Raw genomic sequence first — 23,440 nt, 5'->3', positions numbered from 1 at the left:
AGCCATGCAAAACCATCAAATTTTCCTTTTCGTATAGACGGTAACAACAGAATCCGTTCGCGCCAAGCAAAGATCGCCGGAACGATATTTTTGAGCGGATGATTGACCTTACGCGCATGACTTGCCTTATTCGGATCATGGATTTTGCAGCTTCGATGACCCGCCACCCGATACCGCATGACAGCGTTCGTGCGCAGGACGCGGCGGCGCTTTTTTCTGGCCTGGATGAGCGGGTCCGTGATCTTCTCGCCGGCACAGCGGGATGCAGCCCTTATCTGTGGTCCCTGATGCAGAAAGAGCGTGAATGGCTGCCCGATGCCCTTGTTAGGGCTGATTCGGGTCTGGTAGCGCGCGAATTGCAGGGTCTGGAAAATCTGGACGCAGCCGAACTCGGCCCCGAATTGCGACGGGCGAAAAGACGGGTGGCGCTTCTGGCTGGCCTGGCCGATCTGGGCGGCGTCTGGTGTCTGGAGCAGGTGACGGGCGCACTGACAGAGCTTGGCGAACGTGCGTTCGATCTTGCCCTTCGTGCGCATCTGCGGAAGGAGATCGATCGCGGCAAGCTGCCGGAAACGGATGCCGATGCTGGCGGTCTCTTCGCGATGGCTATGGGCAAGATGGGTGCCGGGGAGCTGAATTACAGCTCCGACATCGACCTGATCGTGCTGTATGACGACGCGGCCTATTGCGATGACGATCAGCACGAGGCGCGCGCCGCGCTGATCCGCGTGACCCGCAAGGCCGCAGCGACGCTGTCTGACAATACCGAACACGGTTACGTTTTCCGCACCGATCTGCGCCTGCGGCCCGACGCTGCCGTGACGCCTGTCTGCCTGTCTGCCTCCGCCGCGCTTGCCTATTACGAGGCCGAGGGCAGGACATGGGAGCGTGCGGCCTATATCAAAGCGCGTCCCTGTGCCGGTGATCTGGCAGCGGGCGAGCGCTTTCTGGCAGACCTGCGACCGTTTGTCTGGCGCAAGCATCTCGACTTCGCCGCCATACAGGACGCCCACGACATGCGGCTGAGGATCCGGGATCACAAGGGGCTCGGTGGCAGGCTGACCATTCCCGGCCATAATATGAAGCTGGGGCAGGGCGGTATCCGCGAGATCGAGTTCTTTACCCAGACAAGGCAGTTGATTGCGGGTGGCCGTGATCCGGACTTGCGCGAAAGGGCGACGGTTCCCGCCCTCAGGGCACTTGCCGCGAAAGGCTGGGTGCCTGATGATATCGCCGAAGAGCTCATTGAGCATTACCGCGAGCATCGCGATATCGAGCACCGCATTCAGATGGTGAACGATGCCCAGACCCATGACCTCCCAAAGGATGAGGAGGGGCTGGAGAATATCGCCAATATGATGGGCGAGGCCGATCTGGCTGCCTGGAAGGACCGTCTGCGCAACCGGCTGGAACGGGTGGAAACGCTGACGGACGCGTTTTTCGCGCCCTCCGAGACCGAAGCCCTGCCGGAGATTTCCGAGGAAGCGCGGGCGATCATTGACCGCTGGGACAGCTACCCGGCACTCCGGACCGCGCGGGCGCAGCAGATATTCCGTCGCATCAAGCCGGACCTGCTGTCGCGCATGACTCGCGCCGCCCATCCCGAGGAGGCCCTGTCACGGTTTGACGGGTTCCTTCAGGGCCTGCCCGCCGGTGTGCAATTGTTTTCGCTGTTCGAGGCGAACCGCTCACTGATCGACCTGATCGTGGATATCTGCGCAACCGCACCGGGCCTCGCCGCCTATCTCGGTCGGCATTCGGAGGTGCTGGACGGGGTTCTGGGCGGCAGCTTCTTCGCGCCGTGGCCGGGTCTGGACGAATTGAAGGCGGATCTCTCGCAGCGTCTGGCGCAACAGATGAAGGCGCGCGACGGCGGCTATGAGCGCGCGCTGGACGAAGCGCGCCGCTGGGCGCATGAATGGCAATTCCGGGTCGGCGTTCATCACCTGCGGGGCCTGTCGGATGCGGCGCAGGTCGGTCAGGAATATGCCGACATCGCCGATGCCGCGGTTGCCTCGCTGCTGCCGCTTGTGGTCGACCAGTTGGCTGAACGCCACGGACCGCCGCCCGGACGCGGCGCGGTCGTGCTGGGCATGGGCTCGCTTGGCGCGCAACGGCTGAATGCGGCGTCGGATCTGGATCTGCTGGTGATCTATGATGCCGATGGTGTCGATGAATCCGCCGGGCGCAAGCCGCTTGCCCCGCGTGCATGGTATTCACGGCTGACGCAATCGCTGATTACGGCGCTTTCCGCGCAGACCGCGACTGGCAGGCTGTATGAGGTGGATATGCGCCTGCGCCCCTCGGGGCGGCAAGGCCCGGTGGCGACCTCCATCCAGTCCTTCCGCAATTACCAGATGACAGAGGCGTGGACGTGGGAACATCTCGCCCTGACGCGAGCGCGTGTCATTGCCGGTTGTGGCGAGGAGGGGGATGCGCTTGGGGCGGAGGTGGAGGCATTCCGGGTCGACGTTCTCGCTGAACATGGCGGCGATGCGCGTGTTCCGCATGATCTGGCGGAGATGCGGCAGCGGATCTTCCGCGCCAAGGCCCCGGACGGCAATTGGGAGGCCAAGATCGGCAAGGGCAGGCTTCAGGATATCGAGCTTCTCGCACAAAGCTTCGCCCTTCGTGGCGCCGATCCGGCGCGCAAGCTGGATGCGCAACTCAGGGCCGGGGCGCGGAACGACATCCTTCCCCGCGATCAGGTGGAGAAATTGCTGTCGGCGCAGCGCTTTTTGTGGCGGCTTCAGGCTGGCGGGCGGCTGATCAGCGAGACGGCCATCAATATGGATGATCTGGGGGCCGGGGGGCAGGAGTTTCTGCTGCGGGAAACCGATTGTGCCGATCTGGATGAGTTGGCAAATCGCCTCGCGGATGCCGTGGCCGACGCCGGCGAGATCATAGACGGCGCGCTGCCAGAGGTTGCCGATGACGACCCCCAGGCCGAATAGGCTGGATTTTGGCGCGTTCGATCAGCTTGCCTTGTGGAGTGGTATCTCGTGCTGAGCCGGTTCGCCCGCCGTGCTCTCCTTGATCGAACCGCGCAGCGGAACAAGGGCGATGCCATCGTGCGTCGCCATCGTCACGGTTTCCACGGCCCCCTCATCGAATACGCCATGAGCCGTCTTGTCCCAGTAAAACGGCCGCGTCACCATTTCGTAGACCGCTTTCCAGGCGGCAACGCAGCCGATCGGAAAATAGAAGCATGTCAGCGGCACCCAGGGCAACAGGTGACGGTGCGGCTTCCCCCGAACGGCCCAAAACCTGACAGCCATCGACACAAGCTCCGAGATGACGAAAAGCGAAACCAGCAGTGTTGTCGCCCGACCATTTGCGATCTCGGCCAGCGGATGCGGCAACCCGAATGCAAGCAGCCAGAAGCTCCAGACCAACGGTGCGAGCAGCGACTGTGAGACCGATCCGAGAAGCTGAAACTGAAGGGCGATGAAACGCCGGGCGCCAAGCTGACGGCAAAGACGCACCGGGTTTCGCATATGCACTGCCCATGTCATCAGATAGCCCTTCATCCAGCGTGATCGCTGTCTGATCCAGGCCGTCGGGCGGCAATTCGCCTCCTCATCCGTGGTTGTCTCGATGATTTCCGTGCGCCAGCCGTGGCGGGAGAGGCGAACGCCCAGATCGGCGTCCTCGGTCACATTCCAGGCGTCCCAACCGCCGAGCGGCTCCAGGACCTCGCGGCGGATAAACATGGTTGTGCCGCCAAGCGGGATCGTCAGCCCGAGACGGTCAATCCCCGGCAAAATTGCACGGAACCAGCTTGCATATTCGATGGTGAAACAGCGGGCGAGCCAGTTGCTGCGCGGGTTGAAGTAATCGAGCCTACCCTGAAGGCAGGCGACATCGTCATCCGCGAAGTGGAAGGTGTGCGCGACCTTGCGCAGTTGATCTGGCTCGGGCCGGTCCTCCGCGTCCCATATGCCGATGATCTCCCCACGGCAGAAATTCAGCGCATAGTTGAGGGCGCGAGGTTTTGTCTGAACATTCCCGGGCGGAACAAAGACGACGCGGATCCAGCCGGGGAGATCCGCTTTTGCAAGCGCATCGCGTGTCCATCGATCTGTGTCCTCGACGACCAGAACGATGTCGGTCGATTGGCGCGGATAGTCCAGCCGCTCCAGCCGACGAAGAAGCTCGCCGGTGACCCGGTCCTCCTCAAAAAGCGGGATCATGACTGAGATGATCGGCAGTTTCCCGAGAAACTCAGGCGGCGCATTGGCTTCCGTTGCGACGGTAAGGCCCGCTGCGCGCTGCATCGGGCGCTGTCGATGAGCGGCCATGAAGGCGAGGATCTGGATCGTCGTTCCGCCCAGCAGCGTGATTGCGATCCAGCCGGTCATTGCAAGCAGCAGCGATTTTGGCGTCACTAAAGCAAAGATAGCAACTGCGGCCAGCAAAATAACGACCGCGCTGCGGATCGTCACCGCGGAACCGCTTCGGCAACTTTCGTTTGCGGGGACGCTCAACTCCGCCTGCCGGGTCAACTCCTCCGCGCGGAGCGATATGATACCTTGGTGGATGTCCGTTTCTGAGGCGAGCACCATGCGCACTGGTCCGAAACCAGCAGGCAGTTGTTTCGCCAGTTCCCCGAAGGCTTCAGGTCTGGCAGTTGCAATCAGGCTGATGTCGCCTCGATTCCGCAAGGGAAGGACCAGATTTTTCAGGCAGAACCGCACGCTGAGCCGGTCGATCATTTCTGCGTCTGGCGTGGCAGTGCGCGGATCGAAGATCGGGCAGTTCCACTGCCGGGCCAGCACACGTTGACGGACCGGCGAACGCGGCGAAGTGCGTCGGGGGTACGATTGCGATGCTGTATTGCGTGCAGAATCCGGGGTCATGACCAGCCTTTGAAGGTTTGGTCATGACTGGCAGAACGCCTTCTAAAATCGCGTTAAGTTCAGCCCCGACGAGCCTGCATCGCGTCGGCAAAACGCGTAAAAAGATATGCAGAATCCTGTGGGCCGGGGCTCGCCTCCGGGTGATACTGGACGGAGAAGACCGGCTTGTCGTCGACCGCTATGCCGCAGTTGGACCCGTCGAACAGGCTGATATGGGTCTCGCGCACGCCTTTGGGCAGGGTTTGCGCATCGACGGCAAAACCGTGGTTCATCGAGGTGATCTCCACCTTGCCGGTTTCCACATCCCGCACCGGATGGTTTGCACCGTGATGGCCGTGGCCCATCTTCACGGTCTTCGCCCCAAGCGCCAGCGCAAGCATCTGGTGACCGAGGCAGATACCAAAAATCGGCAGGTCGCGGGCCATCAGTTCGCGGATCATCGGAACCGCATACTCGCCGGTCGCTGCCGGGTCGCCGGGACCGTTCGACAGGAACACGCCCTCCGGCTTATGTGCCAGCACCTCTTCCGCCGTGGCGGTTGCGGGAAGCACCGTCACGTCAGCGCCCGAGGCAACCAGCGAGCGCAGGATATTCCGCTTGGCACCGTAATCGAGCGCCACGACCTTGAACGGCTTGTCCTCGCGCGGCGCGCCGAATGTGCCCGGCCATTCCCACAACCCGGCGTCCCAGCGATAGCTTTGCCGGGTGGTCACCTCCTTGGCGAGATCCAGCCCGACCAGCCCCTGCCAGCCCTTGGCGCGGGCAATCATCGCCTCGATATCGAACTCCCCGTCGGCATTATGGGCCAGCACGACATGCGGGCTGCCCTGCTGCCGGATCGCGCGCGTCAGCCGCCGCGTATCGATGCCGCCGATCCCGACCCGGCCCCGCTTGCGCATCCAGTCCTGCAGGTCGGAGGTGGCGCGCCAATTCGACGGCTCCGTCGGGTCCCATTTGACCACGATGCCGCTGGCAACCGGGTCCGCGGCCTCGTCATCCTGCTCGGTGACGCCGGTATTGCCGATATGGGGGAAGGTGAAGGTAACGATCTGGCTGGCATAGCTGGGATCGGTCATGATCTCCTGATAGCCGGTCATCGCCGTGTTGAACACCAGCTCGGCCAGCACCTCGCCCGGTGCACCGAAGCCCTGACCCATGAAAATCGTGCCATCCGCAAGGGCAAGGCAGGCGGTCGGTTTCGCGGCTTGCGCGGTCATGGCGGGGCTCCTGATCTGGTAATCGCGCGGAACCTAGTGAAGCGGCGCTGCGTGGTCAAGCGACGGCGGACTTGATACGGACTGAAACCGCACCTATTTGATGGCGCTTAGGCAAATCTGGGGACGATCATGGACCTTAAGACGAAGATTCAGACTGCAACGAAAGATGCCATGAGGGCCAAGGATCAGCTGCGCCTTTCGACGCTGCGGCTGATTTCTGCCGCCGTCAAGGACCGGGAGATCGCGGCGCGGACCGGCGAAGGCGAGGGCAAGGGGCTCAGCGATGCCGAACTGATCGCGATCCTTGCCAAGATGGTCAAGCAGCGTCAGGAATCGGCCCGGTCCTATGAAGAGGGCGGGCGGTTGGAGCTTGCCGAAAAGGAAAACGCTGAAATCGCGGTGATCGAAGAATTCATGCCGCGCCAGATGAGCGAAGACGAAACCCGTGCCGCTATCGACGCCGTTCTGGCAGAGCTTGGCGCGGATTCGGTGCGCGACATGGGCCGGGTCATGGGCGAGTTGAAAACGCGCTATGCCGGGCAGATGGATTTCGGATCTGTCGGCCAGAAGGTGAAAGAGCGGCTGCTCTGATTTCCGCCGCTCCACCGATCCGATTTACGCGGCCCGGTCTTTTGACCGGGCCTTTTTGTCCTCGCGCGTTTGTTTGGTTTCTGTTTGGGCTTGGTGCTGTAGGGCGCAGCTACAAACGACAGGCAACCTACTTTTCATTGAGGTAATTGATATGCAGATCATGGATAGCCCTGACCGCTACGGCGCAGTCACACGCTTCTTTCATTGGTCCATCGCGGTCCTGATCATCTGGCAGCTGGTCAGCATGGCGGTGAAGAATGCGCTTGGCCGCGAATCCGAACTGGCGTCATTCATGGTGGGAACCCACGCAAGCGTCGGGTTCACCGTGTTCATTCTGGTCTGGCTGCGGGTGATCTGGGTTTTCGCGAATCGTGACCGTCGACCGGTACACGAGGCCGGGCTGCTGGGAACGGCGGCGAAACTCGGACATCTGGCACTTTATCTGCTGATGCTCTTCGTGCCGACTGTGGCGGTTCTGCGGGCCTTTGGCGGCACCCGGCCCTTCACAGTGTGGGGGATTGAGTTGTTCGCAGGTCGTCCCGAGGGGCAGGAGGTCGCGGTCCTCTCCAATGCCGGGAACCTGCATGGGGAAATGGGCTGGGTGATGGCGTTGCTGATCGCCGGTCACGTCGCGATGGCGCTTTTCCACGGCATTGTGCTGAAGGACCGGACGCTGACGAAGATGGCCGGTCAGTCCTGACGTCGGGAGGCCGCGAGGGCGCGATTGACCTCTCCCTCAAGCTGGGCGCGCTCCTCTGGTGTGAGGAATGCGCCCAGTTCTATCGTTCTTCCTGATTCGTGATCTCCGGTCAGGACCAGATATTTCTCTACCGGTCCGGGCCTGATCTCGGCGCGGATCCAGTAGGGGTTGGCGGACCATTCCCGATCTGGGCGTCCGGGGTCGCTGCGTGTCAGGGTGATTCGGTCGCTCGTGATGCTCAGCTTTTCCAGCGTCCTGCCGCTGCGATAGCTGTGCTGGAGCGCCCACCATATGCCGGCGATTGCGGCCAGCATGAATGGCAGCAAACCCCACAGCACCGAACTGCCCAGCACGGCGAGCAGGGGAAGTGTCAGTAATACCGCTGTGGCCCCGATGAACCAGACAAAACCGCGTCTTGGCAGCGAGCGATGCGGCCAAACGCGCAGAAGCCGTTCGCCATCGCGTTCTTGCCATTCATACGGCATGGGATCGCGTGGTCGGGTTGCGGCTGTGACGAAGGATCAGGGTCAATTGCATTGTGAGGCTTGATATGAAAACGGCCCCGGATCGCTCCGGGGCCGCGTTAGTCAGGGTGTTGCCGTCAATGGGCGTGGCCGCGATCCCAGTCCTCGCGCTTCGGCAGTTGCTCGAACGTGTGTTCGGGCGGCGGCGAGGGAAGGGTCCATTCCAGCGTATCGGCGTATTCGTTCCAGTAATTGTTCTCGGTCACGCGCTTGCCCTTGAACAGGGTGTAGAACACGATCCCGATGAAGAACAGGAACGAGGCGAAGGCGATATAGGCACCGATCGACGAGATATTGTTCCAGAACGCGAAGGCTTCCGGATAGTCGATATAGCGGCGCGGCATGCCCTGACGGCCAAGGAAATGCTGCGGGAAGAAGATCAGGTTCGACCCGATGAACATCGCCCAGAAATGCAGCTTGCCGGCCCATTCCGGGTACTGACGGCCCGACATCTTGCCGATCCAGAAATAGACCCCGGCAAAGATGGCATAGACAGCGCCAAGCGACATCACATAGTGGAAGTGGGCGACGACATAATAGGTGTCGTGATAGACCCGATCCAGCGGCGCCTGGCTCAGCACCACGCCGGTCACGCCGCCGACGGTGAACAGGAACAGGAAGCCAAAGGCCCAGAGCATCGGCGTCTTGAACTCGATCGAGCCGCCCCACATCGTCGCGATCCACGAGAAGACCTTGATGCCGGTCGGCACCGCGATCGTCATGGTCGCCAGCATGAAGTAGCTCTGCTGGGTCAGCGACATGCCCACGGTATACATGTGGTGCGCCCAGACGACGAAGCCGAGGATACCGATTGCCGCCATTGCCAGAACCATCGGCAGATAGCCGAAGATCGGCTTGCGCGAGAAGGTGGCGATGACATGGCTGATGATGCCGAAGCCGGGCAGGATGATGATATAGACTTCCGGGTGGCCGAAGAACCACAGGATGTGCTGGTACAGGATCGGGTCACCGCCGCCCGCCGGGTTGAAGAAGTTCGTCCCGAAATTGCGGTCCATCAGCAGCATGGTGATCGCGCCCGCCAGAACGGGCAGCGACAGCAGGATCAGCCAGGCGGTAATGAAGACCGACCAGGCGAACAGCGGCACCTTGAACAGCGTCATGCCGGGGGCGCGCATGTTCAGGAAGGTGGTGATGATATTGATCGCGCCGAGGATCGACGAGGCACCCGAGACGTGGACGGCGAAGATCGCCAGATCCATCGAATAGCCGCCTTCGTTGGTGGACAGCGGCGGATACAGCACCCAGCCCACGCCGGAGCCCATCTGCTGGTTGCCGCCCGGCGACAGGAGCGAGGCCACGCCAAGCGCCACACCACAGACATACATCCAGTAGCTGAGATTGTTCAGACGCGGGAAGGACATGTCCGGCGCGCCGATCTGCAGCGGCATGAAGTAGTTGCCGAAGCCGCCGAACAGGGCGGGAATCACCACGAAGAACATCATCAGCACGCCGTGATAGGTAATCATGACGTTCCAAAGATGGCCGTTCGGGGTGCATTCTTCCGCGCTCGGGAACAGCCGCGCGCCTTCGAGGCACATATATTGCACGCCCGGATGCTGAAGCTCCATGCGCATATAGACGGTGAAACACACCGAAATCAGACCGACGATACCGGCGGTGAACAGATAGAGGACACCGATGTCCTTGTGGTTGGTGGACATGAACCAGCGGGTAAAGAACCCGCGTTCGTCGTGATGTCCGCCGGATTCGTGAACGGCAGCGTCAGCCATATCGCGATCTCCCTGGGTTAATCCTGAGGTGCCGGTGACGCCGGCAGATGCCTGCACCATAGACCCAGCGTCGGGATGCGGCAATCCGCCTCAGCCATGAAACTTAACGCTGAAAGGTAGTTTTTGTCTGAAAAAAGCCCTCCGAGGCTGTATGCTTCGGAGGGCTGTGCTATGCTTGCGACATTCTGTCGCGCTGGTGCGGCTTTATTCGGCCGGTGCCTGCGGGCTGCCGTCGCCCTCGGCGGGCTGTTCGGGCGCGTCGGGCGACACGCTCAGCAGATAGGCGACCAGATCGGGCTGATTCTTGGTCATCTTGAAGGTCATTTTCGAACGCGCCTTCTCGTCGCCCGAATATTCGTCGAGATAGCCGGTCGGGTCGGTGATATAGGCCGTCAGCGAATGGACGTCCCAGACCGCGTCGGGATTGCTTTCCGCGAGCTTCAGAATGCCGTCGCCATATTTATAGTCTTCGACGGCGGCGAATTTGCGTCCGACGATCCCATACAGGTTCGGGCCGGTGCGGCCACCTTTAACGATGCTTTCGCCTGCATCGTCCTGAATCATGTGGCAGGCCTTGCATTTGTTGAATTCCTTTTCGCCTGCCGCGGCATCGCCGTCCTGGGCGAGCGTCGGCGTTGCGAGGGCGAGCAGGGCCAGAGTGGCTGGGAGGCTGATCTTCATGCTGCATTCCTTTCTGGGTTCGCTGCGCATGGCAGTGCATGAGGCTGGCTAACATCTTCATGTGCAATGTCGCATGACATCAGTCAAAGCTTTATCGCGCGGCAAAGTGGCGCGGAAAACTGCGGTGCAATGCCGTGTCGAGGTCTTCCATCGTCACCGGCAGGCCCATATCGACAAGGCTGGTGACGCCGTGGCCGGTGATTCCACAGGGCACGATCCCGCTGTAATGGCTCAGATCCGGTTCGACATTGATCGAAATGCCGTGAAAGCTGATCCAGCGGCGCAGCTTGATCCCGATGGCTGCGATTTTATCTTCCCGGACAGAGCCATCGGCGAGCGGCGGCTTCTCCGGTCGCGGCACCCAGACGCCGACCCGGCCTTCGCGGATCTCGCCCCGAATGCCGAACTCGTTCAGCGTGTCGATCACCCAGTTTTCCAGCGATTTCACGAATCGGCGAACATCGCGCCCACGCCGGTTCAGATCGAGCATGACATAGACGATTCGCTGACCCGGTCCGTGATAGGTATATTGTCCGCCGCGTCCGGTCTCATGCACCTCGAACCGCGCATCCAGCAGGTCCGCGGGCCGGGCAGATGTCCCCGCCGTGTAGAGCGGCGGATGCTCAACCAGCCAGATCCGTTCGCCCGCGCAGCCTGCATGCATCTCCGCGACATGTGCCTCCATCGCCGCCACGGCTTCTGCGTAGGGGGTCAATCCCGGCGCAATCAGCCATTCCGGGTCCGGCAGAGGCTGAGAAGCGTCAAAATGCGGGGCAGGATCGGGCATATCGGCTCTCCGAAAGCAAAACGGCGCCTCTGGGGCGCCGGTTTCGCTGGTGCGGTCGAGAAGACTCGAACTTCCACTCCGGTTAGGGAACAGCGACCTCAACGCTGCGCGTCTACCAATTCCGCCACGACCGCATCGCGACACTGCGTGCAGATAACGACTATCCGCGCGGTTGAAAAGGGGGATTCGATCCAAATGCCCACGAAACGCGCATCGGACATTTCTGACCGGATCGGCCTTCGGACGGTGTTGCAATCCTGCGCGACAGCCGCTTAACCTGCGCTCAGCGGAACAAGAACCACAAACCACAACAGGGGAACCGCGCTTGACGACCACGACCCACGACGACGATTTCGTCGTCTTCGATCATGTGCAGAAAAGCTATGACGGACAGATACTTGTCGTCAAAGACCTCAATCTCACCATCGGGCGGGGCGAGTTCCTGACCATGCTCGGGCCGTCCGGTTCGGGCAAGACCACCTGCCTGATGATGCTGGCGGGGTTCGAGACGGCGACGCATGGTGAAATCCGCCTCGACGGGCAGAATATCAACAATGTCCCGCCCCATAAGCGCGGCATCGGCATGGTTTTCCAGAGCTATGCGCTGTTTCCGCATATGACCGTCGGCGAAAATCTCGCTTTCCCGCTTGAAGTCCGCCAGATGACAAAGGCGGAGCGGGAAGAACGGATCACCCGCGCGCTCGACATGGTGCAGATGGGCGGCTTTGCTAATCGCCGTCCGGCGCAGCTTTCGGGCGGGCAGCAGCAGCGGATTGCACTGGCCCGCGCGCTTGTCTTCGATCCGCAGCTTGTGCTGATGGATGAACCGCTCGGCGCGCTCGACAAGCAACTGCGCGAGCATATGCAGTTCGAGATCAAGGCGCTTCACGAACGGCTCGGCATCACGGTGGTCTATGTGACCCATGACCAGACCGAGGCGCTGACAATGTCCGACCGGATCGCCGTGTTCAACGATGGCCGCATCCAGCAGCTTGCCCGGCCCGCCGATCTGTATGAGCGGCCGGAAAACAGCTTCGTTGCCGGGTTTATCGGCGAAAACAACGCGCTCGGCGGAACGATTTCCAGCCTCGACGGCGATCAGGCGACCGTGAAACTGTGGAACGGAGAGCTGATCGATGCAACCGCGGTCAATATTCGCGAGGTCGGTCAACCCACGACCGTGTCCATCCGGCCCGAACGGGTGGAGTTCAAGCCCGACATGATGTCGGATGCCCAGCACACCATCGACGCCGAGGTGATGGAGGTGGTCTATATGGGCGATATCCTCCGTGCGCGGCTCAAGGTTGCCGGGCAGGACGATTTCGTCATGAAATTTCGCAATACGCTGGGCCAGACGAAGCTGTCCCCCGGCGAACATATCCGCGTCGGCTGGCATCCGCAGGATGCCCGCGCGCTCGATCCGGTCTGACAGGGACCGGCCCCGGCGCGCTTGCCGCGCCAATGACGACCCGGCGCAATCCCGCGTCCAACGATAACGGCCAATGCGCCAATCAAATCAAACGGGAGATTTCGATGAAAAATACCCTGATCCTGACCACTGCTCTCTGCGGCATGGCCTTTTCCGCATCCGCGCAAGAGGTGAACCTGCTGACCTGGGGCGGCGCTTACGGCAACTCGCATCTGGAAGCCTATGCGAAGCCCTTCACCGCTGAAACCGGCGTTGCGGTCAATATTGCCGACGCCGACAACCCGGCGACCCCGATCAAGGCGATGGTGGAGGCGGGCAACGTCACCTCCGACGTGGCCTCGGTCGAATATGCCGATGCCGTGCGTCTGTGCGATGAAGGTCTGCTGGAAGAAATCGACGCCTCCAAGCTGGAAGCGGCAGAAGACGGCACCGCCGCGATTGACGACTATATCGAGGGCGGCGTGACGGACTGCTTCGTCGGCACCGATGTCTATTCGATGGTCATGGCCTACGACGATTCGCAATTCGCCGATGCCAAGCCCTCTACTCCGGCGGATTTCTTCGATCTGGAGCAGTTCCCGGGCAAGCGTACCATGCGCAAGGGTGCGAAGTTCAATCTCGAATTCGCGCTGATGGCGGACGGTGTGCCGGCGGCTGAGGTCTATGACGTGCTGGCGACGCCGGAAGGCGTCGACAAGGCGTTCGCCAAGCTCGACAGCATCAAGGACGACGTGATCTGGTGGGAAGCCGGCGCACAGCCGCCGCAGCTTCTGGCCGATGGCGAGGTCTCGATGGCCTATGCGTTCAACGGCCGGATCTTCAACGCCGTGCAACAGGACGACAAGCCGTTCAACATCGTCTGGGACGGCCAGATCTACGAGATGGAAGGCTGGGTCGTCCCGAAAGGCGCGCCGAACATGGATGAGGCGATGCAGTTCATCGCGTTCTCGACCGCGCCGGCCAATCAGGCCCGTGCGGCTGAGTTCATCAGCTACGGCCCGCCCCGCGTCTCCGCCGCAGCGCTTGTCGGCAATATGGAAGGCGGCGACGAGCCGATGGGTCCGAACCTGCCGACCTATGAGGAGAACATGACCAATGCGCTTGGTTCCAACCTCGATTTCTGGGTCGACTACGATTCGGAACTGAACGAGCGTTTCAATGCCTGGCTGGCAGGCTGATTGACTTGCCCGGCTGCGCATTCGCGTGGCCGGGCGCCTGAAGGATGACGACATGGCGACTGCACTTGATCCACATGCAGCCATAGCGGCAAAGGCGGGCGGGCTGGATGACGGTGTTCTGCGCACCGCCGACGGTCAGCGGCTGGACCGCGCTTTGGCCCGCAGCTCCCGCGCGGCGCGACGGCGGGCGTTTTTTCTGGTCGCCCCGCTGTTGGCGTTTATCGTCATCACCTTCATCATTCCGATCGGGCAGATGCTGTATCGCTCGGTCCATAATGACGGCTTCTCCGCCAATATGCCGCAGATCTCGGCGTGGTTTGCGGAAAACCCCGTCGGCACCGATCCGGGCGAAGATGCCTATGCCGCCCTTTCTGCCGATCTTCTGGCTTCGGCCGAGGCGCGGACGATTGGCGTCGTCGGCACACGGATCAACTATGAGATGTCCGGCACGCGCTCGCTCTTCACCTCCACCGGGCGTCAGGTCCGGCGCGGGATTGAGCCGCCCTATCGCGAGGCCCTGCTAGGGATCAATGACGATTGGGGCGACCCGGAGCTTTGGGGCGCGATGCGCAATGTCTCCACCCCCTATACGGATGGGTTCTACCTCGCCTCCATCGACCGGACGCGCAATGCCGAGGGCAAGATCGTGCAGGTGGAGGAACATCGCCGCGTCTATATCATGCTGTTCCTGCGCACGCTCTGGCTGTCGGCGCTGATCACCGGGCTGACATTTTTGCTGGGGTTCCCGGTTGCGCATTTGCTGGCGACGCTGCCGATGCGCCGGTCGAACCTGCTGATGATCCTGGTGCTGTTGCCGTTCTGGACCTCGCTTCTGGTGCGGACGACATCGTGGATGGTGCTGCTGCAACAACAGGGCGTGGTGAACGACATCCTTGTCTGGCTGGGCGTGATCGACGATCAGGGGCGGTTGCAGATGATCTACAACCAGATGGGCACGATCATCGCGATGACCCATATCCTGCTGCCGTTCATGATCCTGCCGCTCTATTCGGTGATGCGCACGATCAACCCGTCCTATGTCCGCGCCGCGCGCAGCCTCGGGGCGACCAGCTGGACCGCGTTCCGCCGGGTCTATTTCCCGCAGACCTTGCCGGGTCTGGGGGCTGGGGCGCTGCTCGTCTTCATTCTCGCGGTCGGTTACTACATCACCCCGGCGCTTGTCGGCGGCTCGTCGGGCCAGCTTATTTCCAACATGATCGCCGAGCATATGACCGGCACGCTCAACTGGTCGATGGCGGCAGCCCTTGCCGCGATCCTGCTGGGTGGGGTGCTGATCCTCTACTGGATATATGACCGGCTGGTCGGCATCGACAATCTGAAACTGGGATAGATCATGGCGCTACCGAGCTACGCATCGCCGCTGGAGCGGATCTGGCACTGGAGTTATCTGGTGATCTGCGGGTTGATCTTCTTCTTCCTGATCGCGCCGATCATCATCATCATCCCGCTGAGCTTCAACGCCGAGCCCTATTTCACCTTCACCGACGCCATGCTGGAATTCCGCCCGGAAGGCTATTCACTGCAATGGTATGACGAGCTGATGACCTTCGGCATGGGCCAACCCGAAGCGCCGCGCGATGCGTCCTGGCTTGCGGATATGTGGGCCAATGCGAAATGGGTGAATGCGGCGAAGAACTCGATCATCATCGGGATCTGCTCGACCCTGCTGGCGACGGTGCTGGGGACGCTTGCAGCACTTGGCCTCTCGCGTCCGGAAATGCCGTTCCGCCGGATCATCATGGCGACGCTGATTTCCCCGATGATTGTGCCGCTGATCATCACGGCAACGGGGTTGTTCTTCTTTTATTCATCGGCCTGCGTCCCGCAGGGTTCATGGGCCTATCGGCTGTTCGGGGTGTTTCTGTCCAATAGCGGTTGTGTCGCGAACACCTATCTGGGCGTGATCCTTGCCCATGCCACGCTGGGCATTCCCTTCGTCATCATCACGGTGACCGCGACGCTGATCGGTTTCGACCAGTCGCTGAACCGCGCCGCCGCCTCGCTCGGCGCGGGTCCGCGCCGGACATTTTTCAAGATCACCATGCCGCTGATCCTGCCCGGCATCATTTCCGGCGCGCTCTTCGCCTTTGTCACCTCCTTTGACGAGGTGGTCGTAGTCCTGTTCATCGCCGGCCCGGAGCAGCAGACCGTCCCGCGCCAGATGTGGACCGGCATCCGCGAACAAATCTCCCCCGCAATCCTTGCCGTGGCGACATTGCTGGTGCTGTTCTCCATCGCGCTGCTAACAACGGTCGAATTGCTGCGGCGAAGATCGGAGAGGATACGCGGCGTGACGCCGAGTTAGCACTCGCCGTCGACCCAATGACGCGCTTCCTATCTGAGCGGGTGTGGTTTGCCCCGCTGCCGGTCATGCAGCATCCCCAGCAGCGACAACCTCACCTGTGGTGTCTCACCCTAACTAAATGACAGACGGAATCTGATCTGATCTGTCTTCACCGGGCCAAACACGATCACCTTCGATGGCTCGCATTTGTTATGGGCACCGCTGTGAAGGCTCCAAAATTCGCCCTCCCGTCCGGAGAATACCCTGCAACCGCCGACCTCTCCCGAAGCAACCCGGATGGAGAGCTCTTTTTCTCGACCTATTATGCGGGCGACAGTGGGTGATGTCCTGATCTGCTTGTTCTTGGGGGTATGGAACAGGATAAATACTTCCGCCTCGGACTTGCCGCTTATCGCGTTGTCGACGATCTGAAAATTATCTTTGTTTTCGACGATGACAGTGCGCCGCAGCCTGATGCCGCGATACATTCGGGTTTCGCCGCGAAACACGGCTTCGGCATTGCTGATCGCGCTGTCATCAAGCTCGATCGATGCAAAGTCAGGTGCTATGTTGTTGCGTGAGGGGAGCACGCCCTGAACAAACGGAACATTATGCGCCATTGCAGAGCGCATATATTTCCTGATCTCGTCATGCTCGTTATGATTATAGAGCCCGCTATCGATCAGCCAGGGCTCCCCATAAGCATGGAGCAAAATGTTCAGGTCGTCGTCTTGCCGATGATATCGGCTCAGAAAACCCGATTTCATCACCAGATGAACATGATCGCGCCAAGGCTGCCAGTTGGACCGGTAGACCGCATACCCTGCGTGGGGAAAGATCGCGACCTTGTCCTGTAGCGGCTGACCTTGCGCACCCCCGCTTGCGGCGTAAATCGCATGCTGGAAATTGGGAAGCCCCTCTAATTCTGACGGAGCTGTGCCCCCGCGTTCCGTGGAGTCTCCCAGCAAGGCAAGCTTTCGATCCGGACCGATCATCCATGATGTGAACAGAAGGGCTTTGTTAAGCAGTTCGTCGAAGTCGAAATCCAGCGTCAGATCCAGCGCCTCCAACAGCAATCGGGCACGGACCAGGTTCGCCGTCATGCCCACATGATAGGCCGGGCTATTTTCGACGTGAACACCTTCTTCATTGAATGCGAAACGCAATTCGTCGGACAGACGAGCGAGCCCGATTTTCTGCCATTCCGTCGTATCGCAGACGTCGCTGAATGCGTATGACGCGAACAGTAGCGCAAGCGCCTGATCGTAGCCGTGATTGGTGTGTTTGCTGTAGAAATCCTCGCAAAGCAAAAGCTTCGCGTGTTGCTCGGCCAGTTCCGGGAATGTCTTGCCATCCGTGGCTAGGGCGATCAGCGACAACCGGTCGAGGCGTAGTGCCGTTGCGTGATCATGCCACGGAAATTCGCTCGGATTTGAGCTCATTCTTTCTGCGAAATCGGCGACCCATTCTTGGATCAGCTTATCGATCGTCTGCCATTCTCCGGTCACCATCAACGCATTCAGAACTGAAAAATTATGTAATGAGAACATCCATGCCCTGTTGTCCTGATCTCCGCTCAGCCAGAACTTTTCAGCAATTGGAACGTCTTTATAGGAACTGATGGTTATCCCGCGCCTCTCGACGATGTCTTTGGCAGCCTTGCTTACCGAGTCTGAAGGTGCCGGCAGATATTTCTGCAATACGTCATAGGAAATTCTATTTGAGCGCATCATGAGTATGTAGTTTGCCTCTTTGCTGCGTAGGCGAAATCAGATTTTGGGCTGTCTGCAAATAGTGAGCTCCCGACACCGGCACAGAAATAAGCCTGTGAGGTCGGGGATATCCAATTCAATCGTTAGCGCGACAGGATCATCCCCATGATTTCCCGTGTCCGGGCCACGATGGGGGCGGAGATCGCTTCTGCTTTGCCGGCGCCTTCGCCTAGGATGCGGTCGATTTCTGCCGGGTCGGCTAGGAATTCGCTCATCCGGGTGGAGATCGGGGCGAGGACGGAAACCGCGACATCGGCCAGTGCGGGTTTGAAATCGCCGAAGCCCTTGCCCTCGAATTGCGCCAGAACCTTGTCCTGTGTCTCGCCCGACAAGGCGGCGTAGATATTGACCAGATTGCGCGCTTCAGGGCGGTCGGACAGGGCGTCCATGCTGCCGGGCAGGGGCTCGGCATCGGTGCGGGCCTTGCGGAATTTCTGTGCGATCGTGTCGGCGTCGTCGGTCAGGTTGATGCGGCTCATGTCCGAGGGGTCGGATTTCGACATCTTCTTCGATCCGTCGCGCAGCGACATGACCCGCGTGGCGGGCCCCTCGATCACCGGCTCGGGCATGGGGAAGAAATCCACGCCGTAATCATGGTTGAACTTGGCGGCGATGTCGCGGGTCAGCTCCACATGCTGCTTCTGATCTTCGCCGACGGGGATATGGGTCGCGTGATAGGCAAGAATATCGGCTGCCATCAGCGCCGGGTAGGCGTAGAGGCCGAGGCTGACCTTTTCCGCGTTCTTGCCGCCCTTTTCCTTGAACTGGGTCATGCGGTTCATCCAGCCCATGCGGGCGACGCAGTTCAGCAGCCATGCGAGTTCGGCATGGGCGGAGACCTGGCTCTGGTTGAACAGGATGGAGCGCGCTGGATCGATGCCGGCGGCCATGAAGGCGGCGGCGGCTTCGCGCGTCTGTTGTCGCAGGGCTTCGGGGTCCTGCCAGACGGTGATGGCGTGGAGATCGACGAGGCAATAGACGGTCGGGATCCCTTCTTCCTGCCGCTCGACAAAGCGGCGGAGCGCGCCGAGATAATTGCCCAGCGTCAGATGGCCGGAGGGCTGGATGCCGGAGAAAATGCGGGTTGTCGTCGCGTCGGTCATAACTTGCCTGCTTGGAAAATCGCCTTCGCTGGCTTAACCCTGCACGCACAGGGGCGCAACCGCCCTGATGAGGAGAATGCGATGCGCCCCGGTTACGACGAATCCCCGATCAACCAATTGCCGCCCGTGGTCTGGGCGCTGGTTTTGCCAATGATTGCTGCGGAAATCGTTTTCGGGCTGGGCTCGATCGGGATGATTGGCGGGGCCGAGGGGATCGGGCTGAGGCTGAATGCCCTGCAAATGGCGGCCTATATTCCCGAATATCCGATCCGCATGTGGGAGCTTGGCATCTTCGATGCGCGGCAGGCGGCGCGGGTGCTGAGCTATCCCTTCGTGCATGGCTCGGTCACGCATGCGCTGTTCGTCATCGTCTTCACGCTGGCGCTTGGCAAGATGGTGGCGGAGCAGTTCCGCCCTTGGGCGTTCTTTGTCCTGTTCTTTGGCGCGGCGATTGGCGGAGCTTTGGTTTATACGCTTTTCGCTGCATTTACAGGGATTCGCGTGGAGCCGCTGATTGGCGGTTATCCCCCCGTTTATGGGCTGGTCGGGGCGTTCACCTTCCTGCTTTGGGTGCGGTTGGGGATGGAGAATGCGAACCGGATGCGGGCTTTTACGCTGATCGGGATGCTGCTCCTGTTTCAGCTGACCTTCGGGCTGATCTTCGGGAATGCCGGATATAGCTGGATCGCGGAGATTGCGGGCTTCGGCATCGGGTTCTTGCTGTGTTTCGTGTTGGTGCCCGGCGGATGGCGTCGCGCGATGCAGGTGATCCGGCGGCGATAGGCGAGGCGTGGCGCCGCGTGCAACGGGGTGCGAACGGTGGGTGTTGCGCGGATGCGTGCATTGGCGCGGTTTGGCTAGCGATTGCAGGGGAAATGGGGCGCACAGCCCGTGCACCGGGTGTACACAGCGCGTACACAGGATGTGCACCGGGCGGGGCCGGGGCATGGTGCGTTGAAACGCGCCGTGCCGGGTGGTGCGATGTGTGTGGTTGAGTTGAGGTGCGTTGAAACGCACCCTACGGGGTGAGGTGATGGGCGTTGAAACGCAACCGAAGGAAGCGATGTGCGTTGAGAAATATCCGGCGGGGTTGATTATTCGGCGGCCCAGGCGGGTTTGCGCTTTTCCAGGAAAGCGGTGATGCCTTCGTCGGTGTCGGGCAGCATCATATTGGCGCACATCGTGTCCCCCGCGGCCTCGTAGGCGTCGGCGGTTTCGTGGGCGAGTTGTTCGTAGAAGCCGCGCTTGCCCATTGCAACGGCGGCAGGCAGCTTGGTCGCGATCTGCTGGGCGAGGGCCATTGTTTCCTCCTGCAGCTTCGTTGCCGCCACGACGCGGTTGATGAGGCCCAGCCGTTGCGCTTCGGGCGCGTCGATGAAATCGCCGGTCACCAGCAATTCGAACGCCGCTTTGCGCGGGATCGCGCGGGACAAGGCGACGGCGGGGGTGGAGCAGAACAGGCCGAGATCGACGCCGTTCACCCCGAACCGGGCCGCCTTCGCCGCGACCGCCAGATCGCAGGAGGCGACAAGCTGGCATCCGGCGGCGGTCGCAATGCCCTGCACCTCGGCGATGACCGGTTGGGGCAGGGTGGCGATCAACTGCATCAACTGGGCGCAGCCGTTGAAAAGCGCCTCGTATCCCTTGCGCCCGCCATCAGGATTGGCCCGTGCCGCCTGCATCTGGCGCAGATCGTGACCGGCACTGAACGCCTTGCCATTGGCGGCGAGGATAATGACGCGGATATGATCCTCCGTCGCGATCCCGGCCAGCGTCGTGTAAAGTGTCGCGATCATCTCTGCCGAGAGTGCGTTGAAGTTCTCGGGGCTGTTCAGCACCAGCCGCGCGACATGGCCATCGTCGTGGCGCTCGATCAGATCAGACATTATTGCGTTCCTCCCACTGCTCGGGGCAGCATACGCAGAAAGCGGAGAGGGAGGGAACCGTGGGATTGCAGATGGATGCGGCGGCGCTGAACGGGTTTCTGGGGCGGGAATTCCCGCAGGTCGCGGCGGATTTCCGGGTTGAGCGGGTGGCGGAGAATCTCGCCGAGCTGCGCCTGATCGCGTCGGAGCGCAATCTGCGACCGGGCGGGACCGTGTCGGGGCCAAGCATGTTCGCGCTGGCCGACCTGGCGATCTATTGCGCGATTCTGGCGCGGATCGGGCCGGTGGCGCTGGCGGTGACGACCAATGCCTCGATTGATTTCATGCGCAAGCCCGCAGCGGGGGTTGATCTGCTGGGCGAGTGCCGGTTGCTGAAGCTGGGCCGGGTGCTGGCCGTGGGCGATGTGATGATCCGGTCCGAAGGGGTGGACGCGCCGGTGGCGCGGGCCTCGATGACCTATTCGATTCCGCCGAGAGGGTGAGGGTTCTATCGCCGCCGGGAGGCTCCCGTTCCGGAAGCGAGGGCGAAGCCGGCCCTGTGTCAGAATGTGACTTGATGAGTTGGGGTGTGTTTCGATCCGCCCGGAATCGGGGGAAACGGCACGAGAATCGGTATTTATGATGGGGTATTTTAATACCTATTTATCAAGCTATTGATATTGCTGTATAAATTAAGGAGCACGGCGCTTGACCTGCGCTGCGCGATTTCCGATATACCCGCATCTCGAATTTGAACCCCCAAAAGGGCAGCAGCATGAAAACCTACACCGCAAAACCGGCGGATATCGAGAAGAAGTGGATCCTGATCGACGCCGAGGGCGTCGTGCTGGGTCGTCTTGCCTCGATCGTCGCCAACCGTCTGCGTGGCAAACACAAGGCCACCTACACGCCGCATATGGATATGGGCGACAATGTCATCATCATCAACGCCGACAAGGTCCAGATGACCGGCGCCAAGCGCGATGACAAGAAATATTACTGGCACACCGGCCATCCGGGCGGCATCAAGCATCGCACGGCACGTCAGGTGCTGGAGGGTGCGCATCCCGAGCGCGTGGTGATCAAGGCGGTCGAACGCATGATCTCCCGCAACAAGCTGGGCAAGCAGCAGATGACCAATCTGCGCGTTTATGCCGGCACCGAGCATCCGCACGAGGCGCAGCAGCCGGAAGTGCTGGACGTCAAGTCGCTGAACAAGAAGAACACCCGGAGCGCGTAATCATGGCCGAAGACATCAAATCCCTCGACCAGCTGAAAGACGTGGTCACGGAAACCGCCGCCCCGACCGCTGTCGCCGGTGACGAAACTGCAACCGAAATCCTCGCTGCGCCGCGCGAGCCGGTGCGTGACCAGCATGGCCGCGCCTATGCGACCGGCAAGCGGAAGGACGCCGTGGCCCGTGTCTGGGTCAAGGCCGGTTCCGGCAAGATCAGCGTGAACGGCAAGGAGATGAACGAGTATTTCGCCCGTCCCGTGCTGCAGATGATCCTGCGCCAGCCCTTCGACGTGGCCGGTGTTGCCGGTCAGTACGACGTGGTCGCGACCGTCAAGGGCGGTGGCCTGTCGGGTCAGGCCGGTGCGGTCAAGCACGGCATCTCCAAGGCGCTGCAGCTGCATGAGCCGAGCCTGCGCGCGGCGCTGAAAGCTGCGGGCTTCCTGACCCGCGACAGCCGTGTGGTCGAGCGGAAGAAATACGGTAAGGCGAAAGCCCGCCGGAGCTTCCAGTTCTCGAAACGCTGATCCTGTCTGGATCCTGGAAATTGGGGCGGTCCTTCGGGGCCGCCTTTTTCGTTCGGCAGGTGGTTGCCATTTTGCCGCGCTGGCGGGCCGAGTTTCGCCGGTATCTTGCCCCGATCCCGGAATATAGTATCTGTTCCGCATCGGAGACGGCTCCGGCCATGAAGGCAGCCAATCGGGACGGCCCGGATCGATTGAGGATATCATGATCTGGTTACAACTCGTCATCGCCGGCCTGCTGGAAACGGTCTGGGCCTACACCATGAAGCAGTCGCACGGGTTTTCGCGGCTGGGCTACAGTGCTGTCACCATCATCGCCATGATCGTCAGCTTCTGGCTGTTGTCGCGCGCCATGCGGGAATTGCCGCTGGGCACGGCCTATGTCGTCTGGACCGGCATCGGTTCGGTCGGCGCGTTCCTGCTGGGGCTGTTCCTGCTGGGGGAATCGGCCTCTCCGCTGCGGCTGGCGGCGGCGGCGATGATCGTCGGGGGCATTCTGCTGATGAAAGCCTCCTCCTGAGGGGGCAGGGTGCGGCCCGCGGGGGCTGTGCCTGTGGCTGAAATGCGGAATTCTCCGGGTATCGGGGCGTTACCTTTGTAAGCGAGCCTTCGCGGCAGGCTGATCGCCGCGAAGGAATCGCTTCAAGCCATTGATTCCCAATATTTCACGCGGTCTTCCCGCCGAATCTGCGGGATTCACGTCATATCTCTGTCGTGATTCTGTGAGACTCTTCGATCAGCCGCTGTTCAGGGACAGTTCAGCAGGCTCTGCGAGTGGATAAAAACAGCGCAATATCAATGTGTTGCGTGTTTTTTCTGGTTTTTGGAAAAAATCCGCTTGCAAGCTCCGGCGTGCAGACCTAAATACCCCCTCACCGAACGGCGGCAACGCGGTTCGGGACACTTCGGAACCAGCGGCT

22 protein-coding genes, 1 tRNA gene and 1 pseudogene (1 of these 24 only partly in view) are annotated in these 23,440 nt (G+C 61.1%); 12 read left to right on the top strand and 12 right to left on the bottom strand.

Annotation, left to right across the window (positions count from 1 at the left end; translation table 11 throughout):
* The first annotated feature begins 137 nt into the window (after positions 1-137).
* A complete protein-coding gene (locus PAF12_RS11580) occupies positions 138-2,954 on the top strand; it encodes a glutamine-synthetase adenylyltransferase (protein ID WP_271107081.1) in 2,817 nt (938 codons plus the stop codon).
* Between the two features lie 21 nt (positions 2,955-2,975).
* Here PAF12_RS11580 and PAF12_RS11575 read toward each other — a convergent pair whose 3' ends face one another.
* The 3 genes and pseudogenes from PAF12_RS11575 to carA form a co-directional block, all read right to left on the bottom strand.
* Positions 2,976-4,361: a glycosyltransferase gene (locus PAF12_RS11575; RefSeq protein ID WP_271109696.1), complete on the bottom strand. Its 1,386-nt coding sequence runs from the start codon at positions 4,359-4,361 to the stop codon at positions 2,976-2,978.
* A 159-nt stretch (positions 4,362-4,520) separates the two neighbouring features.
* A pseudogene (locus PAF12_RS11570) lies at positions 4,521-4,859 on the bottom strand (hypothetical protein); the annotation flags it as partial.
* A 59-nt stretch (positions 4,860-4,918) separates the two neighbouring features.
* Entirely contained in the window at positions 4,919-6,076 is a 1,158-nt protein-coding gene (gene carA, locus PAF12_RS11565; RefSeq protein WP_271107080.1) for a glutamine-hydrolyzing carbamoyl-phosphate synthase small subunit, read from the bottom strand.
* A 129-nt stretch (positions 6,077-6,205) separates the two neighbouring features.
* On the opposite strand from carA, the gene PAF12_RS11560 reads away from it, so the two are divergent.
* Together PAF12_RS11560 and PAF12_RS11555 are read left to right on the top strand one after the other, a co-directional pair.
* The gene (locus PAF12_RS11560) at positions 6,206-6,667 is read left to right on the top strand and encodes a GatB/YqeY domain-containing protein (protein WP_271107079.1); all 462 of its coding nucleotides are present in this window, start codon (positions 6,206-6,208) and stop codon (positions 6,665-6,667) included.
* Positions 6,668-6,827: 160 nt separating this feature from the next.
* Entirely contained in the window at positions 6,828-7,367 is a 540-nt protein-coding gene (locus PAF12_RS11555) for a cytochrome b (RefSeq protein WP_271107078.1), read from the top strand.
* Here PAF12_RS11555 and PAF12_RS11550 read toward each other — a convergent pair.
* From PAF12_RS11550 to PAF12_RS11530, 5 genes are all read right to left on the bottom strand, one after another.
* On the bottom strand, positions 7,358-7,852 hold the full coding sequence (locus tag PAF12_RS11550) for a DUF2244 domain-containing protein (RefSeq protein ID WP_271107076.1): 495 nt from the start codon (positions 7,850-7,852) through the stop codon (positions 7,358-7,360). The two genes, PAF12_RS11555 and PAF12_RS11550, sit on opposite strands and share 10 nt — an antisense overlap.
* Before the next feature lie 116 nt (positions 7,853-7,968).
* Positions 7,969-9,642 (bottom strand): cytochrome c oxidase subunit I, encoded by a 1,674-nt coding sequence (gene ctaD / locus PAF12_RS11545; RefSeq protein WP_271107075.1) that lies wholly within the window; start codon positions 9,640-9,642, stop codon positions 7,969-7,971.
* A 204-nt stretch (positions 9,643-9,846) separates the two neighbouring features.
* Entirely contained in the window at positions 9,847-10,323 is a 477-nt protein-coding gene (locus tag PAF12_RS11540; RefSeq protein WP_271107074.1) for a cytochrome c family protein, read from the bottom strand.
* Positions 10,324-10,414: 91 nt separating this feature from the next.
* Positions 10,415-11,110, bottom strand: coding sequence for a lipoyl(octanoyl) transferase LipB (lipB, locus tag PAF12_RS11535; protein WP_271107073.1), 696 nt, complete (start codon positions 11,108-11,110; stop codon positions 10,415-10,417).
* Between the two features lie 47 nt (positions 11,111-11,157).
* Positions 11,158-11,244, bottom strand: a tRNA-Leu gene (locus PAF12_RS11530).
* Between the two features lie 191 nt (positions 11,245-11,435).
* Here PAF12_RS11530 and PAF12_RS11525 point away from each other — a divergent pair.
* The 4 genes from PAF12_RS11525 (at position 11,436) to PAF12_RS11510 (ending at position 16,043) form a co-directional block, all read left to right on the top strand.
* Positions 11,436-12,539, top strand: coding sequence for an ABC transporter ATP-binding protein (locus tag PAF12_RS11525; RefSeq protein ID WP_271107072.1), 1,104 nt, complete (start codon positions 11,436-11,438; stop codon positions 12,537-12,539).
* A gap of 104 nt (positions 12,540-12,643) precedes the next feature.
* The gene (locus PAF12_RS11520; RefSeq protein ID WP_271107071.1) at positions 12,644-13,717 is read left to right on the top strand and encodes an ABC transporter substrate-binding protein; all 1,074 of its coding nucleotides are present in this window, start codon (positions 12,644-12,646) and stop codon (positions 13,715-13,717) included.
* A gap of 52 nt (positions 13,718-13,769) precedes the next feature.
* Positions 13,770-15,068, top strand: a complete 1,299-nt coding sequence (locus tag PAF12_RS11515) for an ABC transporter permease (protein WP_271107070.1) — start codon at positions 13,770-13,772, stop codon at positions 15,066-15,068.
* Between the two features lie 3 nt (positions 15,069-15,071).
* Positions 15,072-16,043, top strand: coding sequence for an ABC transporter permease (locus PAF12_RS11510; protein ID WP_271107069.1), 972 nt, complete (start codon positions 15,072-15,074; stop codon positions 16,041-16,043).
* Positions 16,044-16,153: 110 nt separating this feature from the next.
* Here the strand turns inward: PAF12_RS11510 and PAF12_RS11505 are convergent, their stop codons facing one another.
* Both PAF12_RS11505 and trpS read right to left on the bottom strand, forming a co-directional pair.
* On the bottom strand, positions 16,154-17,755 hold the full coding sequence (locus PAF12_RS11505) for a heparinase II/III family protein (protein WP_271107068.1): 1,602 nt from the start codon (positions 17,753-17,755) through the stop codon (positions 16,154-16,156).
* Positions 17,756-17,877: 122 nt separating this feature from the next.
* Positions 17,878-18,897, bottom strand: a complete 1,020-nt coding sequence (gene trpS / locus PAF12_RS11500; protein WP_271107067.1) for a tryptophan--tRNA ligase — start codon at positions 18,895-18,897, stop codon at positions 17,878-17,880.
* An 81-nt stretch (positions 18,898-18,978) separates the two neighbouring features.
* Here trpS and PAF12_RS11495 point away from each other — a divergent pair, with 81 nt between their 5' ends.
* Positions 18,979-19,680 carry a rhomboid family intramembrane serine protease gene (locus tag PAF12_RS11495; protein WP_271107066.1) on the top strand — a complete coding sequence of 234 codons (702 nt, stop codon included), beginning with the start codon at positions 18,979-18,981 and terminating at the stop codon, positions 19,678-19,680.
* Positions 19,681-19,991: 311 nt separating this feature from the next.
* Here PAF12_RS11495 and PAF12_RS11490 read toward each other — a convergent pair whose 3' ends face one another.
* On the bottom strand, positions 19,992-20,783 hold the full coding sequence (locus tag PAF12_RS11490; RefSeq protein WP_271107065.1) for an enoyl-CoA hydratase: 792 nt from the start codon (positions 20,781-20,783) through the stop codon (positions 19,992-19,994).
* A gap of 59 nt (positions 20,784-20,842) precedes the next feature.
* Between PAF12_RS11490 and PAF12_RS11485 the strand changes: the two genes are divergently transcribed.
* The 4 genes from PAF12_RS11485 (at position 20,843) to PAF12_RS11470 (ending at position 23,040) form a co-directional block, all read left to right on the top strand.
* Positions 20,843-21,265 (top strand): PaaI family thioesterase, encoded by a 423-nt coding sequence (locus PAF12_RS11485; protein WP_271107064.1) that lies wholly within the window; start codon positions 20,843-20,845, stop codon positions 21,263-21,265.
* 272 nt (positions 21,266-21,537) lie between these two features.
* Complete coding sequence (rplM, locus tag PAF12_RS11480) at positions 21,538-22,002, top strand: 50S ribosomal protein L13 (RefSeq protein WP_271107063.1); 465 nt, start codon at positions 21,538-21,540, stop codon at positions 22,000-22,002.
* A gap of 2 nt (positions 22,003-22,004) precedes the next feature.
* Positions 22,005-22,523 (top strand): 30S ribosomal protein S9, encoded by a 519-nt coding sequence (gene rpsI / locus PAF12_RS11475; RefSeq protein ID WP_271107062.1) that lies wholly within the window; start codon positions 22,005-22,007, stop codon positions 22,521-22,523.
* A gap of 202 nt (positions 22,524-22,725) precedes the next feature.
* The gene (locus PAF12_RS11470; RefSeq protein ID WP_271107061.1) at positions 22,726-23,040 is read left to right on the top strand and encodes a multidrug efflux SMR transporter; all 315 of its coding nucleotides are present in this window, start codon (positions 22,726-22,728) and stop codon (positions 23,038-23,040) included.
* Positions 23,041-23,256: 216 nt separating this feature from the next.
* Here PAF12_RS11470 and PAF12_RS11465 read toward each other — a convergent pair whose 3' ends face one another.
* Positions 23,257-23,440: the 3' portion of a hypothetical protein gene (locus tag PAF12_RS11465; RefSeq protein WP_271107060.1), read on the bottom strand. 209 nt of this gene lie beyond the right edge of the window; the window shows 184 of its 393 coding nt (coding positions 210-393); its start codon lies off the right edge, out of view; its stop codon occupies positions 23,257-23,259.

Source organism: Paracoccus sp. SCSIO 75233 (genome assembly GCF_027912675.1).
In the GTDB taxonomy this organism is placed as follows: Bacteria; Pseudomonadota; Alphaproteobacteria; order Rhodobacterales; family Rhodobacteraceae; genus Paracoccus.
The sequence above is the reverse complement of the archived record's forward strand: the minus strand, read 5'-3'. Positions and strand labels throughout refer to the sequence as shown.

What these genes read in the sequence shown, in the direction of transcription:
- PAF12_RS11560 (WP_271107079.1), top strand. Translation starts at nt 6,206, where the DNA reads ATGGACCTTAAGACGAAGATTCAGACTGCAACGAAAGATGCCATGAGG.
- PAF12_RS11520 (WP_271107071.1), top strand. Translation starts at nt 12,644, where the DNA reads ATGAAAAATACCCTGATCCTGACCACTGCTCTCTGCGGCATGGCCTTT.
- PAF12_RS11495 (WP_271107066.1), top strand. Translation starts at nt 18,979, where the DNA reads ATGCGCCCCGGTTACGACGAATCCCCGATCAACCAATTGCCGCCCGTG.
- PAF12_RS11490 (WP_271107065.1), bottom strand. Translation starts at nt 20,783, where the DNA reads ATGTCTGATCTGATCGAGCGCCACGACGATGGCCATGTCGCGCGGCTG.
- PAF12_RS11555 (WP_271107078.1), top strand. Translation starts at nt 6,828, where the DNA reads ATGGATAGCCCTGACCGCTACGGCGCAGTCACACGCTTCTTTCATTGG.
- ctaD (WP_271107075.1), bottom strand. Translation starts at nt 9,642, where the DNA reads ATGGCTGACGCTGCCGTTCACGAATCCGGCGGACATCACGACGAACGC.
- carA (WP_271107080.1), bottom strand. Translation starts at nt 6,076, where the DNA reads ATGACCGCGCAAGCCGCGAAACCGACCGCCTGCCTTGCCCTTGCGGAT.
- PAF12_RS11510 (WP_271107069.1), top strand. Translation starts at nt 15,072, where the DNA reads ATGGCGCTACCGAGCTACGCATCGCCGCTGGAGCGGATCTGGCACTGG.
- PAF12_RS11505 (WP_271107068.1), bottom strand. Translation starts at nt 17,755, where the DNA reads ATGATGCGCTCAAATAGAATTTCCTATGACGTATTGCAGAAATATCTG.
- lipB (WP_271107073.1), bottom strand. Translation starts at nt 11,110, where the DNA reads ATGCCCGATCCTGCCCCGCATTTTGACGCTTCTCAGCCTCTGCCGGAC.
- PAF12_RS11540 (WP_271107074.1), bottom strand. Translation starts at nt 10,323, where the DNA reads ATGAAGATCAGCCTCCCAGCCACTCTGGCCCTGCTCGCCCTCGCAACG.
- PAF12_RS11515 (WP_271107070.1), top strand. Translation starts at nt 13,770, where the DNA reads ATGGCGACTGCACTTGATCCACATGCAGCCATAGCGGCAAAGGCGGGC.
- PAF12_RS11580 (WP_271107081.1), top strand. Translation starts at nt 138, where the DNA reads ATGGATTTTGCAGCTTCGATGACCCGCCACCCGATACCGCATGACAGC.
- trpS (WP_271107067.1), bottom strand. Translation starts at nt 18,897, where the DNA reads ATGACCGACGCGACGACAACCCGCATTTTCTCCGGCATCCAGCCCTCC.
- PAF12_RS11550 (WP_271107076.1), bottom strand. Translation starts at nt 7,852, where the DNA reads ATGCCGTATGAATGGCAAGAACGCGATGGCGAACGGCTTCTGCGCGTT.
- PAF12_RS11575 (WP_271109696.1), bottom strand. Translation starts at nt 4,361, where the DNA reads ATGACCGGCTGGATCGCAATCACGCTGCTGGGCGGAACGACGATCCAG.
- rpsI (WP_271107062.1), top strand. Translation starts at nt 22,005, where the DNA reads ATGGCCGAAGACATCAAATCCCTCGACCAGCTGAAAGACGTGGTCACG.
- PAF12_RS11470 (WP_271107061.1), top strand. Translation starts at nt 22,726, where the DNA reads ATGATCTGGTTACAACTCGTCATCGCCGGCCTGCTGGAAACGGTCTGG.
- rplM (WP_271107063.1), top strand. Translation starts at nt 21,538, where the DNA reads ATGAAAACCTACACCGCAAAACCGGCGGATATCGAGAAGAAGTGGATC.